The 15,286-nt window shown below is 67.3% G+C and carries 11 protein-coding genes and 3 pseudogenes; 3 read left to right on the forward strand and 11 right to left on the reverse strand.

The window, feature by feature from the left end; translation table 11 throughout:
• Positions 1-92: 92 nt before the first annotated feature.
• Positions 93-722: pseudogene (istB, locus tag AB0E05_RS33290) on the forward strand (IS21-like element helper ATPase IstB); the annotation flags it as partial.
• On the opposite strand, the gene AB0E05_RS33295 reads toward istB (AB0E05_RS33290), so the two are convergent.
• From AB0E05_RS33295 to AB0E05_RS33325, 7 genes and pseudogenes are all read right to left on the reverse strand, one after another.
• Positions 676-1,311: a class I SAM-dependent methyltransferase gene (locus tag AB0E05_RS33295; protein WP_361970749.1), complete on the reverse strand. Its 636-nt coding sequence runs from the start codon at positions 1,309-1,311 to the stop codon at positions 676-678. The pseudogene istB (AB0E05_RS33290) and the gene AB0E05_RS33295 sit on opposite strands and share 47 nt — an antisense overlap.
• A gap of 917 nt (positions 1,312-2,228) precedes the next feature.
• Positions 2,229-2,965: pseudogene (gene istB, locus AB0E05_RS33300) on the reverse strand (IS21-like element helper ATPase IstB).
• Between the two features lie 415 nt (positions 2,966-3,380).
• On the reverse strand, positions 3,381-3,617 hold the full coding sequence (locus AB0E05_RS33305) for a hypothetical protein (RefSeq protein ID WP_361970751.1): 237 nt from the start codon (positions 3,615-3,617) through the stop codon (positions 3,381-3,383).
• Positions 3,618-3,849: 232 nt separating this feature from the next.
• A complete protein-coding gene (locus tag AB0E05_RS33310; RefSeq protein WP_361970753.1) occupies positions 3,850-4,101 on the reverse strand; it encodes a hypothetical protein in 252 nt (83 codons plus the stop codon).
• 54 nt (positions 4,102-4,155) lie between these two features.
• The gene (locus tag AB0E05_RS33315; protein ID WP_361970755.1) at positions 4,156-6,591 is read right to left on the reverse strand and encodes a site-specific integrase; all 2,436 of its coding nucleotides are present in this window, start codon (positions 6,589-6,591) and stop codon (positions 4,156-4,158) included.
• A 5-nt stretch (positions 6,592-6,596) separates the two neighbouring features.
• On the reverse strand, positions 6,597-7,772 hold the full coding sequence (locus AB0E05_RS33320; protein WP_361970817.1) for a tyrosine-type recombinase/integrase: 1,176 nt from the start codon (positions 7,770-7,772) through the stop codon (positions 6,597-6,599).
• Positions 7,773-7,869: 97 nt separating this feature from the next.
• Positions 7,870-8,424 carry a hypothetical protein gene (locus AB0E05_RS33325; protein WP_361970757.1) on the reverse strand — a complete coding sequence of 185 codons (555 nt, stop codon included), beginning with the start codon at positions 8,422-8,424 and terminating at the stop codon, positions 7,870-7,872.
• Between the two features lie 222 nt (positions 8,425-8,646).
• On the opposite strand from AB0E05_RS33325, the pseudogene AB0E05_RS33330 reads away from it, so the two are divergent.
• Positions 8,647-8,946, forward strand: a pseudogene (locus AB0E05_RS33330) (aldo/keto reductase); the annotation flags it as partial.
• Between the two features lie 336 nt (positions 8,947-9,282).
• Positions 9,283-9,774, forward strand: coding sequence for a hypothetical protein (locus tag AB0E05_RS33335; protein ID WP_361970759.1), 492 nt, complete (start codon positions 9,283-9,285; stop codon positions 9,772-9,774).
• Between the two features lie 386 nt (positions 9,775-10,160).
• Here the strand turns inward: AB0E05_RS33335 and AB0E05_RS33340 are convergent, their stop codons facing one another.
• From AB0E05_RS33340 to AB0E05_RS33355, 4 genes are all read right to left on the reverse strand, one after another.
• Complete coding sequence (locus AB0E05_RS33340) at positions 10,161-10,553, reverse strand: glyoxalase (RefSeq protein ID WP_361970761.1); 393 nt, start codon at positions 10,551-10,553, stop codon at positions 10,161-10,163.
• A gap of 321 nt (positions 10,554-10,874) precedes the next feature.
• Entirely contained in the window at positions 10,875-12,083 is a 1,209-nt protein-coding gene (locus tag AB0E05_RS33345) for a cytochrome P450 (RefSeq protein WP_361970763.1), read from the reverse strand.
• Positions 12,084-12,182: 99 nt separating this feature from the next.
• Positions 12,183-12,947 (reverse strand): tRNA-dependent cyclodipeptide synthase, encoded by a 765-nt coding sequence (locus AB0E05_RS33350; protein ID WP_361970765.1) that lies wholly within the window; start codon positions 12,945-12,947, stop codon positions 12,183-12,185.
• A gap of 1,571 nt (positions 12,948-14,518) precedes the next feature.
• Positions 14,519-15,259, reverse strand: coding sequence for a serine protease (locus tag AB0E05_RS33355; RefSeq protein WP_361970767.1), 741 nt, complete (start codon positions 15,257-15,259; stop codon positions 14,519-14,521).
• Positions 15,260-15,286: the final 27 nt, after the last annotated feature.

Raw genomic sequence — 15,286 nt, forward strand, 5'->3', positions numbered from 1 at the left:
AGCCAGATACGACACAACGACTGACAATCCTGAAACGATCACTGGATTAGCAGCTCAGCGCATTGCGCAGACAGTGATCCTTAGCGGATTCTTCAGAGGAGCTCGCGGTCCGCGACGACCGCCGGTTCCGTCAAGGACTGCGGACCTCGAAGCTGCCGCACCACAAGACCCTCGACGAGTACGACTTCGCCTTCCAGCCCGACCTCGACCCTCGCAAGGTCAAAGACCTCGCCACACTCTCCTTCATCGAGGCCAAGGCCAACGCCGCCCTCCTCGGACCGCCCGGAGTCGGCAAGACCCACATCGCTGTCGCCCTCGCTGTCGCGGCCTGTCGAGCCGGCTACTCGATCTACTTCACGACCCTCGACGACATGGTCCGCAACCTCAAGACCGCCGAAGCCACTGGACGGCTGGTCAACAAACTCGGCACCTACCTGCGGCCCAGTGTTCTCGTAGTCGATGAGGTCGGATATCAGCCTCTCGAACGCGCCGAGGCGAACCTGGTCTTCCAGGTGATCTCCAAGCGCTACGAGAAGGGCTCGATCATCCTGACCTCGAACAAGACCTTCAGCGAATGGGGACAGGTCTTCGGCGACGAGGTCCTCGCCACCGCGATCCTCGACCGCCTCCTGCACCACTGCGCGGTCGTCTCCATCAACGGCAACAGCTACCGCCTCAAGAACCGCCTCCAGGCCATCGAGCGGGACACCGACGTGGCCTGAGCCGTGGTGCACATAGATTCGTACCCGATGGTGCACCCAGACGAGTACGCAGACAGCTGGTGCCGCAGGACGCTTCCAGCGTGGTGCCGAGCCACCCTTCCAGACAACCGCGCAGCGCGCGGGACCATGCACTGTCCTGCAGCCACAGTGGCGTCCCATTCGAAATCACCCCTATGCCTCCACCCACACGGAGCAGCGGCGACACAGCACGGAAGAGCTCATCGTGCTGCATCCAGTGCAGCGCCTGACCGATGACCGTCAACCCCAGCGACCGCTCGCTCAACAGCGCACCCAGCGCTGGGACATCGGTATCGGCGCCAAGCACCCAGGTCGCGTTCCGGATCCCCTGGGCATCGGCGGCGTCCCGGGCCAGCCGCAGCATGTCCGGCTCGGGGTCCACCCCCACCACGGAACGAACCCGGGAAGCGAGGGGAAGGGCGAGCTGACCAGTGCCGCACCCCACATCGAGCACGACATCGGCTTCCGACAACTCGAAGGCTTCTTCCAACGCGTCGAAAACCTGGGAAGGATACCCACGCCGGAACTTTGCGTAGTATTCGGCCACAGCGCCACTGAATCCCACCGTCATACCCCCACCCTGCCGGGCATCGGACCGGCTGGACACCTCCCGCACCGGGTGATCGCTATCCGCTGAACCTGAGACAGATCCCCGGACGGCCTGGTGCACGGATGCCCTCCCTCAAGGTCACGTGCTACCCAACCACGCCAGCGACCTACCGGCGCTCTGTCCGGGCACCCGTGTGACATCGAAACTCGCCGACATTCACAGGCTCACACGCGCTCGGCTGACATCCGAACTTATCGACAAACGACACTCGTTGAAAGCTACGCAGCCACTTGGCGGGGTCTGGTGCGTAGATCTCCCCCTGCGTGCACTGCGGGCACAGGGGGGACGGACCCTCAGGCGGAGCATGGGGGGGACCTCCCTGGTGTTAACGGCGTGAAATGGTCCCAGATTTTCGGTCTGGGCCGGCCCCACGTCGGTGGTTGAAGCGGTCCTTGTTCCGGCCTGAACTGGCTCCGGGTTCCGGTCTCAGCAGGGCCAGCCATGGTAGTCGTGGGGCTATTGAGGTGGGCTGATGGGCCATGAGCGAGAATGCTGCGCATGACGACTTGAAGAGCACCGGCAAGGCGGTGGCACTGGGGCAAGGTGGCGACCTGGGACACGGTCGAGGACGGTGATTGCCGAAGCTGCACTGCCTGCGGGACCGCCGTCCACTCCTACCAGTTCCGTCTCTATCCGCCTGAGTCCTCGATGTTCGAGCGGTGCGTCGGCTTGGCATGGTGCTCCGGGTGCCGGATCTACTCCAGTGCGGTGGTCCACGTTCCCCGAACACGTGTCCTCGTCGATGCGCTGGGCTCTCTGCCTGAGGACGAGTCGGTTCGGCTGCGCCGCAGCGAAGCGAAACTGGTCGACTACCTCGATCGCCGAGGTCGCCGGAAGCCGTGATCCACATCCAGAGGGCGACCGGTCATCTGTGAGGGCTACTGCTTCGCCTGTTGCTTGGCTTTGGTCTGGGCGAGGCGGTAGGACTCGGTGCCGGTCTCGATGATGGTGCCGTTGCAGGTGAGCCGGTCGGCGATGGCCGCGCAGAGCCGCGGGTCCGTGAACGTCTTCGTCCAGCCTCCGAACGATTCGTTCGAAGCGATGGCCACGCTGTCTTCTAGTCCCTCTCGGTCAGAACCTGGAACGGCATCTCGGCGCCCCGCCGGTCGAGCTCGAGATAGCCCAGCTCATCAATGCAGGGAAGATCGACGCGCCCGTAGCGGGCGATCGTTTTGGACAGCTGCTTCTCGTCGGCGGCCTCGACGAGCTCGTTGACGAGCTTGGCGGCCAGGGCATAGTGGACGCGGCAGCCGGCCATGGCCGCCGCCGTCCCGAGCCCGATCAGCAGGTGGGACTTGCCGGTGCCGGAGTCCCCGATCAGGCAGAGCGGCTCACCCTTCTTGGCCCAATCGCAGGTGGCGAGGTTGTTGACCACCGCCGGGACGACGTTGGGGTTGGCGCTGTAGTCGAAGTCGGAGAGCCACTTCCGGCGGGGGAATCCGGCCGCCCGGATCCGTCGCTTGGAGCGTCGTCGGTCGCGGTCCTCGCATTCGGACATCAGCAGCTCGGCCAGGAACCCTCGGTAGGAGAGACGTTCGCGTTCGGCGCGGGCGACGAGGTCGGGAAACTGGGCTCGCATGGCGGGCAGCCGCAGGACCCGGCAGGTGGTGTCGATCGCCGCGTCGGAGGCGGTCCGCTGGAGCGGAGCACGACCCGGACGGTGCGGCCGATGAACCGGGCCGGAACCGAGTAGCGGCAGGCCCTCACCGCGATCATCCCGTAGCGGTCCACCCGCGGGGTGAACACGACGCCGGTCTCGAAGGAATTCTGCGGCCAGCGGCATCAGCAGCACGGACTCACGGGCGAAGTCCTGGCCGATCGTGCGGATCCGCATCCCGATCCGCCGGCCTTCCTCCGCCCGCTCGAACTCGGCGAAGGACGTGTTCAGCTCGTCCAGCGAGCCCACGCGGGGAACGGGCGTGAGGTGGTTGCGGCGGGAGTAGCCGACCTGACCCTCCACTCCACCCTTCTCATGGGCGCCGTGAAGTCCCGGCTCGCAGTAGGAGGGGGTGATCCCGAATTCTCTGAACTTATTGTCGGGCCTTGCTTGTGGCCACGATGTCGATGGCGACTCGAAGCGGTGTCTCGGCACTCCCAAGTAGCGCCCGAGTGATTGCGATCGCCGGGATGATGCTCATACCGCGCTCGGCCAGGAGGGTCTGGACAGCCTCCATTCCGTCGCTCTCAAGGACTGGTCGGGACTGCTCGACCAGATCGGTCCAGCGTGCGGCGTCCTCGGGGCTTAGCCCGATGACGTGGTCAAACACGACTTCCTCCTCCCGTGATGAGTCGATGAGATGTGCTCACGTCTCGTCAGAGCCCAGTGCTGCAGTCAGGATCTTCACGGCGTCAGCGTATTGAAGGCGGTCGAACCGAAACGGGCCGAACCCCGAGTAGTCGCGTGTCTTGCGGTGGGGCTGTTCGAAGGAGTCCCAGGTCACGTGGTCAGGAGTCACTGTGATGCCGGCCATCAGCGGCCAGCATCCCCACTCACCGCATTCACAGCCGAGCACGGGCGTCTTGGGCCCCATCGCCGGTGGAACGTCCATGGAAATGGTCTTCCAGCGGGCCGAATCGGAAGAACTGCGGGATAAGACCTCCGTAGGCGTCTCCGGCTGGTTGCATTCCAGCGTTCATCTCGAACTGGTCGACCAAGTCGGTAAGGGGTGTTCCGTCGATGCACGGGACGACTTCGAGCACGCCACGATCAGCGTGGCGCCGGCAGTCGAAGAGGATCTCCTGGCTGGTCATCTGCTGATTGTTGCAGCTCACTTCTTCCCTGCTCCTCCTGATTATGGTGGGCAGTCATGGCCGGGGCGGCAGGGCTGTGGAGGCTGGTTGCGGGGTGGGGATGCCGAGACTGACGACGGCCCGATGGTTGCGACGCCTGTTGATTTGGGCCAGTTTGTCCTCGACGCCGGCGAGGCTGACATGCAGTCCTTCAACCTCGCCGAGCCAGCCTTCGCGCTCGGCCTCCGCGATGCGGGCGTGAAGGTTGTCGCGGATCTCCACCAGACGGTCGCGTTGGGCGGGGTCGGGCCAGAGCATCGGGCAGCGGACGCAGGCGTGTTCGTGGATGCAGGGGGTGCTGAACGAGCGGCCGCAGGTGCCGATGGAGACCTTGCGCCGCTCGAAGTGGCCCAGGAACTCGGTCCACTCCTCGTCGGTCGGGACGCGGTATTCATCGGTTGGCCGCATGGCTCGTCGACGGGCCAGGAAGGCCAGGTGGGCTTGGACGGCCTCGTCGGGATAGACCGCTTTGTAGCCGAGGGTGACGTTGATGTCCTGGTGTCCGGCGATGACCTGGGCGATGTGCGGGGGCAGGCCGCCGAGGACGGCGTCGGTGATGAACAGCCGGCGGAAGTCGTGCGGTGTGAAGTGCAACGGGCCGCCGGTGACGGAGTCCGTCAGCCCGGTGTGTGCGAGCGCAGTGGTGAGCATCTTCCGGACAGCGCCCGAGCTGATCGCCCGGTTCTCGTAGCCGCGGTGTCGCTGGAACAGCAGCGGTGCAGGCGGCAGCCAGGTGCGCTCGTAGTGGTCGTAGGCGGGGACCAGGGGGACTCGGCCGTTCTTGTCGCGGACCCGGCGAATGATCGTGGAGAGGACCTCGGCGAACTCGGGGCTGACGACCAGGAGCCGTTCCGTGTCGGTCTTCGACGGAACGATCTGCAGGAGCGGGATGAGCTCGCCGGTGGTGGGCAGTCGGTATTGGATCAGGCTGTGGTGGGAGAGCTCGGTGAGTTCCTCGACCCGGATGCCGGTGGCCCGCAGCACCTCGACGATGGCGAAGGCCCAAAAGGCGTGGTCCTCTCCGCGTCCGAGGTCGCGTCGGTGCCCGGTGACGGGGTCCTCGGCCAGCACTTTGGCGGTCGCCGACCGGTGCGGGGCAACGCGTACCAATGTGTGCCCGGCGGCGGTGAACGTCTCGCCCGGTGCAGCGTCGCGGGCGGCGGCCAGCACGGTGGCAGCGTCCTTGCGGCGCTGGTCGACACTGCGGACCAGGACCGGCAGCACGGGCAGACGCTCGCGGGTGCGGGCGTCCATCCGTGATTTGCGGCGCCGCTTGTCCTTCTTGCGGTTGATCTCCTCACTGCCGATCGGGCAGGGGGCGACCCAGCCGGCCCAGCGGGCGGGATCTTCGACGGCCCAGTGCGCCAGGTCCAGGTAGAAGGCCCGCACCGGGGTGAGGCACTCGCGGTAGTTGATCCGAGGTGCCTCGGTGGTGAACCGGCGGCCGTCCGGGGTGCGGACGGTCTTGGTGGTGGTGCGAAGCCGCTGCTTCCAGGCGTCGGCGACGTCGGTCGGCAGGTGCAGGCTGTCGATGCCCGGGTGGTGCCGTTCCAGGTCGGACCAGAACAGCTTGGCCAGGTAGTAGGACAGCGCATCCAGGCTGTTGTAGTCCAGTGCCGGCTGGCGTTCTCGCAGGTAGTCGACGAGAAGGTCGCGAACGGGGCGGCAGGCGATGCCGTAGCGGTCGATCAGCTCCTCGGGCGTGCGCTGTCCGCCCGTTCGCAGTTCGCGCAGCGTCGCCGGGGCCTCATCGTCGAAGACCTCCAGGTCGTGCAGGACCCGATAGAACAGGTGGGTGGCTCCGACGGAGGTGCCGCGTAGTTCGGCCTCGATGTCCAGCAGCTCCAGGACGTCGCCCGGGACGATGTCGGCGATGATGCCGCCCTTGGCGACGAGGATCTGGGCAGCGCGGTAGGCGGTGCGGGTCGCCGCGGCCGTGTTGACGCTCGGATCCGTAGCGCAGCGTTCCCGCAGCCGGGCGAAGCCGGTCGGGTCGCGGTGCTGGGCGAGCATGCCGACGAGCGCGCTGCTGCGAAGCGACGAGGTGATCAGCCAGGGCAGTGAAGGCCGGACGAGGTCGGCGCAAAGAGCGGGGTGCACCGCCCGGAAGAAGGACTCCTGGCGCCAGGGGACCTCGTGTCCGCGCTCACGCATCCAACGCAGCGGGATCTCCCGCCAGTTGGCGCCGTCGTCGTCGGCGCCGCTGGCCAGCCAACGTTCCTGCCAGGTGGCGCCGGGCTGATCGGCCAGCCAGTCCAGCAGTAGGCCAAGCCCAAACTTGCGACCGTTGTTGTCGCAGGCTGGGGCGAAGGGCTCGGTGGCCAGGCGGCTCCAGACCTCCTCGCGGCTCTGCCCCGTCGCGGGCCATGCGTCCTCCCGCGGCCGTGCTCGGAACTCCGTGACCGGCCGCGGCGGCGAAGCCGCCGTGGCCTGCGCGGTCTCCAGCGTCATGATCATCAGCGGGCCGTCCCGAACAGCACGTCCAGCGACTCGGTCGAGTAGCCAGGGGCCGCGGCGGGTGCGGTGCGAGCGGCGGCCTGTCTCGTCTGCTCGGCATGATGGGCCAGCAGCCGCCGGATGACCTCCTCCTTGCGGGGCGTGAGATAGATCTGGGTAGTGGTCAACTGCGCATGTCCAAGGACGAATTGGACATCGGTGAGTGGGAGGCCGGGGTCCTCTGCCATCCGGTAGGCGGCGGTGTGCCGTAGGGCATGCAGTGTCGCCGCGGTGCCGGCCTTGTTGTTGGCCCGCTCGAACATCCGGTGTGCCGCGTGGTAGGTCAGCGGCCGTGACGGGTTGCGCAACGTCCACCACAGAGGAAGCCGTCGCCCCTTCGGGATCGCATCCTCCAGCTCCAGCTGATAGAGCCGCAGCCAGACGAACGCATCCGTCGAGGCCGGAAGCTCCTGGATCTCGCCGGTGCCCTTGCGGACCACGCTGATCAGCTGGCGGCCCGGGTCGACCCCGACCTGCCACGCGGACAGTAACTCGCTGGCCCGGGCACCGGTGGAAACGTAGAAGGCAACCAGGGCCCGGTCACGGTGAGAGGGCAGCCGGGCGAAGATCTCGTTGAACTCCGCGTCCGGGACGCTGCGAGGAATTCGCTGCGGCAGCCTCGGCCGGTAGAGGCCGATGCGCTCGTTGCGCGGCGGATCCATCGGGTTGCGGTGAGCGTGCGCTCGCCGCCCCCGCCGTGAGCGGTCCAGCGGAAACGGGTTGAGGACCGGCCCGGTGCCGGCATCGCGGTGGAAGTCGTAGAAGGTCCGCAGCACCGTCTCGCTGTGCGTACGGACCGACGTGGCGTACGGCTTCCCGCCGGCAGTCCACCGGCCAGCCTGGTCCGGGCGCCGCCAGTGCCGACGGGACGGTTGCCCAGCGATCTGCAGCCAGCGGGAGAAGTCCCTGGCCTCGATGCGCTCGGCGCGATCCCACGGCACGTCGACAGCCCAAAGGAAGCGGAACCAGCGCAGCAGGTCCATCCCGTAGGAACGAGCCGTTGTCGCTGGCCGTCCGGCCGCCTGGAGGTCCCGCAGGAAGGCAGCGACTCCCTCAACCGGCGTCCCCTCCGGACCGACGAGCCGGTAGGGCTCCCACGGATCGTCCGTGGCCACCAGCTCGCCGATCAAGGGCACGGACAGGACCGACAGGTCTCTCGATGACTCCACGGCCAGCCCAACGACGATCCCGCCAAAGGGTCACTGACCTGCTAAGACGTCCCCAGTAGTTCAGTCAACGGGTAGTGCTGGCGGAACTCCGTACACCTGGGGGGGGTTCGTCCCGTGACCGGCTCTTGTGGATCACCCGCGAGATCGCCGGCGAGAGGTTGTCGTAACGAATGTGACCGCCCGGGACGCCGCCCAGCGTGCGGAAGGCGTGAACGTGGCCATGCAGGAATGCCTCCTGGCCGCAGGACGTGGTGATGCGGTGCACCGCCTTGCCCGAGTAGGCCAGACGCAGGGCGAAGACGAAGCACTTCGTCCTCTCGCCTGCCAGGTCCACCCATGCCTCTCCGAAGTCGACCTCGGCGTCCGTGCCCGGCTGGTGGTGGCGGATGATCACGAACCCCGCCGCCGGTGCCGCCCCCGCCGCCTCGGCGATCTCCCGCCGCCGATGGGAGACGTAGTCCCAGACCGTGGTGTAGGCGATCTCCGCCCCGCACTCCTGCCGCAGCCCGTTCAAGATCCGCTGGACCGTGTGCCGCTGCTTCGGAGGCGCCTCCAGATCCCCCAGCAGCCACTCGTCGATCGTCTCCTTGAACGGATCCAACCGGGGCGAGGGCCGCACCGGCGTCTTCCGCGGCCTGGGCACTGGCGACGACAAGCCTCGCGTACGAGCCGGCGGTGCACGCCGTACTTGCGGGCCAGCGCCCGCATCGACTTCCTGCCACGAGTCACGGCGGATCCGCGGGAACAGCTCTTCCCTCGACAACTCCATCCAGCATCGCCCCCACGCGGTGGCCCACCACGACCGTCCCACCGCTCGACGCCCGGTGGGGCCAGATCAGAGCGGTCTGAAGGGCTTGCTGTGTGGTCGTACACATCGTTGTTGTGGGGTTCGTACGTGTGGGCGGACAAGTCATTCCCCGCCGCCTACGATCACTCCGGAACTGACGGGGTACTTGGTGTTCTGGAGGAGATCGCTGATGAGCTCTCGGCCACAAGGAATCAAGTCGTTCTTGCTTGGCTGATGGAGCAGGGGGTTGATCCCGTTGTTGGCACGAGTCGGGTGGAACGTGTCGAGGAAGCGCTCGCCGCACGTGGCGTACAGCTGAACGAGGAAGACCTGGCCCGGTTCGGCAAGGCTCGATGGCAACAGGAACAGGCGAAGGGGCCGAACCGAGGGAGACGGCTTGGGCGTAGAGGCCGGGGGCAACGTCACCGAACCGACCCAACATACATCCCGCCGTGCGGCGGTGAAGGAGGGGAAAGCCGGCTGGGTAGGGGCAGCCCGCCCTTCCGCCTGACGTCGCTCCACCTGTCTTCGTTGCCGGCGGCGGGCAGAGGCCATGGCCGGTGTGCCGACATCAGCACGTGAGGTCAGGCCGTCTCCTTCTTTACCCTGTTCAGAGGCAGGGGCGAGGTGCGGTCCACACGTGGGGTGTGGCGCCCGGCTTCGAAGCGAGCTGAAACGGGGGTGAAGGGTTTGAGCAGCACGCACACCGCGGGTACCTCCCGTGCGGGCCGGCCGGACGTGGTGCCTGGGGCCCTGAGGCCTTGGACGGCCCTGGTGGTGTCGCTGGTCATCGCGCTGCTGCTGGGGGTGTTCTCGGCTCTGGTGATGTTTCCGGCGGCCCAGCATCTCCGTTCGTTCCAGGGAGGGGAACGGGCCTCCGCGACGTTGCACAGGAGTGGGTCGTGCATGATCGGGAACTGTCAGGTCGCGTTCGAAGTCGACGGACAGACCGTGGTGTCGGATCTGCCTGTGGGTAGTGGCGGCGGGAAGGGCTCCGTCGGTGACCGGATGGCCGTCCGGTACCACGCCGAAGACCCGAGGTCCGCCGCCCGGGAGGACGACACAGGGGGCGGCGGCGCCACCGTGCTGGCGATGGTCTCGGGTGGGGCCGCTCTGCTCTTCCTGGCGCTTTCGGTCGTCGGGGTGGTCTACGCACGACGGCAACGCCGCCAGGCCCTGTAGCGACGCCGCCAGGCTCTATTGCGATGCCGCCGGCTCTATAGCGGCGCCGGCCGAACACAAACGACGCTTCGAGTCGTTGTGCTACCGGTCGGATATTGAAGCGGGTGGGGGGCGGGATGCTCGCCGGCAGAGGGCGAGGCAGCCGAGCGCGTGACCGTGGGAGCCAAGTAACGCCGTGTGCTCACCCTTTCACGCACCCGCAGCTGGGGCACCTGCCAGCCCGTCCCAGAACGATGTGGGCAGCGGTGCGCCACAGGCCGCGAGAACCAGCGCCACCCGTCCCAACGACGACGACGCCGTAACCTTCGCCGCTCGCACGCCCCGTTGAAACCTGCGGTCTCCGGCCAGGCCAGCCGCCCGGCATCACGGAACGACTGACGTGAAGGTCAGGGCTCTCGGACAGGCTCAAGGAATTCGAGTCGGTTGCCCAGCTTGTCGAACGTGTGGAAGCGGTCGTAGCCAGGAAAGTGGTCATCCCAGGTGACGCTCACTCCCCCGTCTTCCAACCGCTGGGCGAGAGCTTGGAGCGAGGTCACAAGGATGCCCGGATGCGCCTTCCTGTTCGGGCGGAAGTCCTCTTCGACGCCCAGGTGGACCTCCAGGCCACCGCCTCGGAACCAGCATCCACCGCGAGCTGCGAGCGCTGGCGGCTTTTCGAGCTCGGTCATGCCGAGGGTGTCGCCCCAGAACTCTCGGCAGAGTTCCTCAGCGCCCGGAGGGATCGCAAGCTGTATGTGATGCAGGCCGTTCAAGGAGTATCCGAGCGTTGTCTGGGTCACGTCTCTCCCCCCGCCATAGAATCTTGACATCAAGATAATGAGAGCCGGGCGGCCCTGACAAGGGCGCGAGCTCGATGCTGAGCGGCGTCGGTCCCCTTGATGAACGCGTCCTGGAAGCACCGCAGCCGCTCGGCCGTGCGAGCGAGGGCCTCCGCGTCCGTACGGGACGGTCAAAGTCCACAGCGCCGTCAGGTCGACCGTCTGACGGCGCCCGGGGCCTCGTTCGTCACGCCCGTACCTCTTCGACGCACACACCGCCCGTGCCGGTCGCCCAGCAACCGGCACGGTGACGGACGCCTGCCACGAGCCGCCGCGTGCGTGTCACCAAGACGCTGGGATCGTCTTCGGGCGGCGGAAGAAGAGGCCCTCGTGCCAGCGGATCTCCTCGGGTCCCACGGTCAGGTGGAGGCCGGGTTGGTGGGACACCGCGCGGACCATTGCGTCGATCAGGCAGCGGGCCAGGCGGTTCCCGGGGCAGAAGTTCGGGCCGTGGCCGAAGCCGAGGTGTCCCGGACCCTGGCGCTCCGGGATGAACCTGTCGGGGTCGCCGAAGGCGTCCGGGTCGTGGTTGGCGGCCTCCAGCGAGACCATCGCCACCTCTCCCGCCCGGATCGGCACGCCGTCGATGTCCGCGTCCTCGATGGCCATCCGTTTGGCAGCCCCGGTCGACAGCGGCGTGTGGCGCAGGAGTTCCTCCACAGTGCCCGGGATCAGCTCGGGGTCACGGTGCAGCCGAGCGACGACCTCCGGGTGGCGCAACAGGGTGATCACAGCGCCGCACAGGAACCCCGAGGTCGTGGGGTATCCCGCGATCAGCAGAAGCGCGGCGATCTCGGAGAGCGCGGCATCGCTGAGCGGGCCGGCCTTCGCCGGGGCTTCGGCGAGCCGCTTCAGCAGGTGGTCGCCGGGGCCCCCGGCCAGCCGGCGGGCGTGGGTGGTGAAGAACCGGTGGATGTCGATCAGGCCCTGGCGCTGTTCCTCGGCGGTCGCCCCGCAGAACTGCAACGCAAGATCAGTCCGGTCGCGGAGCAGTGCGGCTTCCTCAGCGCTGAGTTCACCGAGCAGGACACGGGACGTCATCCCCACCACTAACGGCAACACGAAGTCCGCCGCGAGATCGACCGGGCCGTCACGCTCGGCGAGGGCGCCCAGCAGTGCGTCGGCCCGATCGCGGAGCCACCGCTCGTGGCGCCGGGCCGCGCGCTCCCCGAGCCCCTCGGTGAAGACCGAACGCAGGCCCGCTTCGCTCAGCACCGACACCCCGTCACCGGTCGTCCCAGGGGCACGCAGCTCCACCGGCTCCTGACGGGGCGCGCCGGGAGCCATCGCAGCCGTCGAGCTGAACCGCGGGTCCTCCAGCAGCCGCTTCGCGGTGGCGTACCGGGTCACGAGCCACAGTTGGTCCCCGGTGTACTCGGAGACGACGGGGCAAGCCGGCGCATCGGCTTCACGTAGTCGTCTGTGGTGCGCAGACAGCTCCTGACTCCAGTCGTGGAAGGGAAAGGTGAGGGGGCCTGGTGCAGTGGTCACAGTGCAACACTCCTTCGCGTACGAGGCGCGGCCCGCTCCTCCTGACGGGGCGCGGGTCCGCCGATACCGGTACCGGTGAGGGTGCGGGGTGCGGTCGGGTCAGTGCTGTGACGCGTGGTCCTCAAGGAGGATGAAGCCCTGGTTCGCCGCGGCGTGCAGGGGACCGGCCTCGGTGTAGAGCAGATCGGCGAACCCCACGGGCGCGTGGTAGCTGACCAATGACGAGGGGACGCCGAGGATGCTCGGGGTGTTCATGAAGAAGGGCAGCTCGTCGATGAGGTACTCCAGGGCCAGGGCAGTGGCATCGCTGCCCGAAGCCCCCGGCATCGCGGCGCCGTCCTCGGACCGCCCGGCTGAAGCCCCGGGTTCCCTTGCCGTCCCGGTGCCCGCTGACGTCGTCGGGACGGCACGGGCGGATATGTTCCGGCAGATGGCACGGACCCGTTCGTCGGTGGTCAGCGCGTCCTGCACACGCGCGTGCAGGTGCCGGTAGGCATCGCACTGCGCAAGGTCGGACAGCAGGTGAGTACGCTGGAGTTCCTCGGGGACCTCGCTGCGTTCCCAGGCACGGCGGATGCGCCTGCGGACACAGGACACCTCCGTCCGCGCCTTCTTCCGCGCCGCCTGCTCCGCATAGCCCTGCGCGCGGTAGTTGGACGCCAGGGAACGGTCGGGAACGATGACGTCCACCCGCTCGAAAGAGGCACAGGCCCAGCGGAACATCCGGGTGAGGGTGGGGATGCTGAAGTAGCCGTTGCCGGGACTCACCCCGATCAGCAGGTGGTCGGCGTCCCGCAGGAGCCGACGGCAGTTGGGCGTGTACGGCAGCGGAACGAAACCGCCGTCCACAGCGGACACGGCCATGGGCGGGGTCGTCGTGAGGGAATGCGACACAAGGAACCCTTCGGATGGATGCGTACGGGGCTCTGCTCGGTGCGGACGTACATGACCGGCGCCCCCCGTCACGGGAAGAACGACGTGACGGAGTTACCCGGCGCAAACGCCGGAACGGCGTGAATCCAGGGGGTCACGTCTCCGGAACCGCCACGGCGGCGGCAACCTCCTCGACGACACCCGACACACGTCGACCCAGGCCATCGGGCAACTCAACAATGTCTACGTAATGCTGCGACGCAGCGGCGGGCCGCCTGCTCTCGCCGCGTACCGCGGACCGAGCCAGGCGCGGAACCCGGTCTCCTCCAGCGGCTTCAGGGCGTGGCGAGGAGGGCGCGCAGCCGTGTTCCGCAGCGGTCAGTCACTTCCGTGATGCCTGCGCTCGACGCAGCCAAGCGTCACCATGTGCTCGGTGACCACCCGGACCGCGTCCGGTAATCGCCGCCTCCACCAAACAACTACTCCCTCTGTCCCTTGGCGAACTCCCAGACATCGGCTTCAGCCGACCCGAAATCCCCGGCGGAGTCGAGCTCAGACACCACACCTCACGGACGAGGCGGTGTCGTACTCTTTGCCGGGCAGATTGATGCGGTAGCCGCTCCTCAACTCGTACGATGCACCACAGTAATTCGCGCGCCGGTACCCGTGGCACATGACGCCGACGTCGTTGGACCAGGCGATCAGTTGGCCGTTCACCCGGACGTCGCCCAGGTTCAGGAAACGACCTCCCCAGAGAAGGGAGACACCACCGCCCCTGAAAACACCGTCCCTTACCCAGACACAGGCTGCCAGCCCACCAGTTAAAACCCGAGAAGTGAAAGACAACCGACAGGCCGTAGACAGCCTCAACCACGGCGAGGGCGGCGATAAAACCGACGGTGATGAAAAGGATGACTGCAAGCAGAGACACACAGAACCCCAAGTAAGCGGCGGTGACTACAAGCAGGGACGTGCGGAACCCCAAGTAAGCGGCTATCCGTCATGACATCAGATTAGGATCGGGCGGCAGCTGGCTACCAGGGCGTGACATGCTCAGGCAGCCCCCTTGATGACACACTCGCGGTGCCGTAGAACCCGCAGTGAACACGAGGAAACACCACCCCGGCACGGACCAGGCAGAGCCCTCCCCGCAAGGACAGATCGCTCGCGGCAGCTACCCGCAAACACCACCTCGACCACCACACCACTCCCCCCGTCACCCAGCCGCCACAGAAACCCAGCACCAACGAATAGCACCCGCCCCCGGTAACCAACACCACAAACCAAAAGCCACAAATCCCTCCACCACAACCCCAAACCACCCAGCCACAGCAAAGCCGAGCAGACAGGATTCCGAGGCCGTAGCGGTACTCCGGCCGCTGGGAGTCGATCGACACGGTCGTGGTCAGGGCGTTCTGCTGCTCCGCCGGGAGCAGGCCGCCCTTCAGTAGGGCCCGGAAAAACATCTAAAGATCCCAGGAGATGGGCTTACCCAAGTGCACCGCAGTAGCCTTGGGCTAAACCCGCGCGAGGCCCGTGGCCAAGCCCGCCGCCCCTGGAATTCAGCACCGGGACGTGACGTGAACGATCCACTTCCGTGCGTCATGGACGGAGCCGAAGATGGCGTTCTGCTCTGGTGCCGTGCCGCGCGAGACCACTCCGTGCACGGTCCAGGTGCCGTCTTTCTCGGTCAGCAGCGGGCCGCCGGAATCGCCGGCGCGGGTGGTCTGCGGCCACTTGCCCTTGCCGGGCAGGGCAGCTGCGCACAGTTCGTTCGGGGCCATCGGCTCGCCGCTGAACCCCTTGCAGCGTTCTGGGTCGGTGATGTGGGTGTCGAGCTGTCGCAGCATGGTCGGGAACGGAAGCCAGGGATTACCCGGCTCCGGAATCTCATGGTCGCCCCAACCGATCGTGCGTACCCCGTCACCGGGGTCCAGCTCGCTCTGGGGCAGCGCCGCGGGGGTGGCCCGAACCGGGGAGTCGAGCTTGATCAACGCTACGTCCTGCCCGGAGATCTCGGCTCCCGGCGTCGCCTCGAACCGCACCGCACGGCGGACCTCGCCTCCCTCGGTCCGGTTGTTGCTGCCCAGCCGCACCTGGACGGACCGGGGGTACTTGAGGTTTCCGTCGACGTCCACCAGGCAGTGCTTGGCGGTGACGATCCACTGCCGATCGATGAGCGTGCCGCCGCAGAAGTGCTCGCCATCAGCGCGTTCCTGCAACGACGCCATGAACGGATACACCTCGGCGGCCTGTTCACCGCCACTGATGGCTGACGCGGGAGCCGCCCCCGCCAGCACCATGGCTGCTCCGGTCCCTATGGTCACCAG

Source organism: Streptomyces sp. NPDC048057 (genome assembly GCF_040653095.1).
GTDB lineage: Bacteria > Actinomycetota > Actinomycetes > Streptomycetales > Streptomycetaceae > Streptomyces.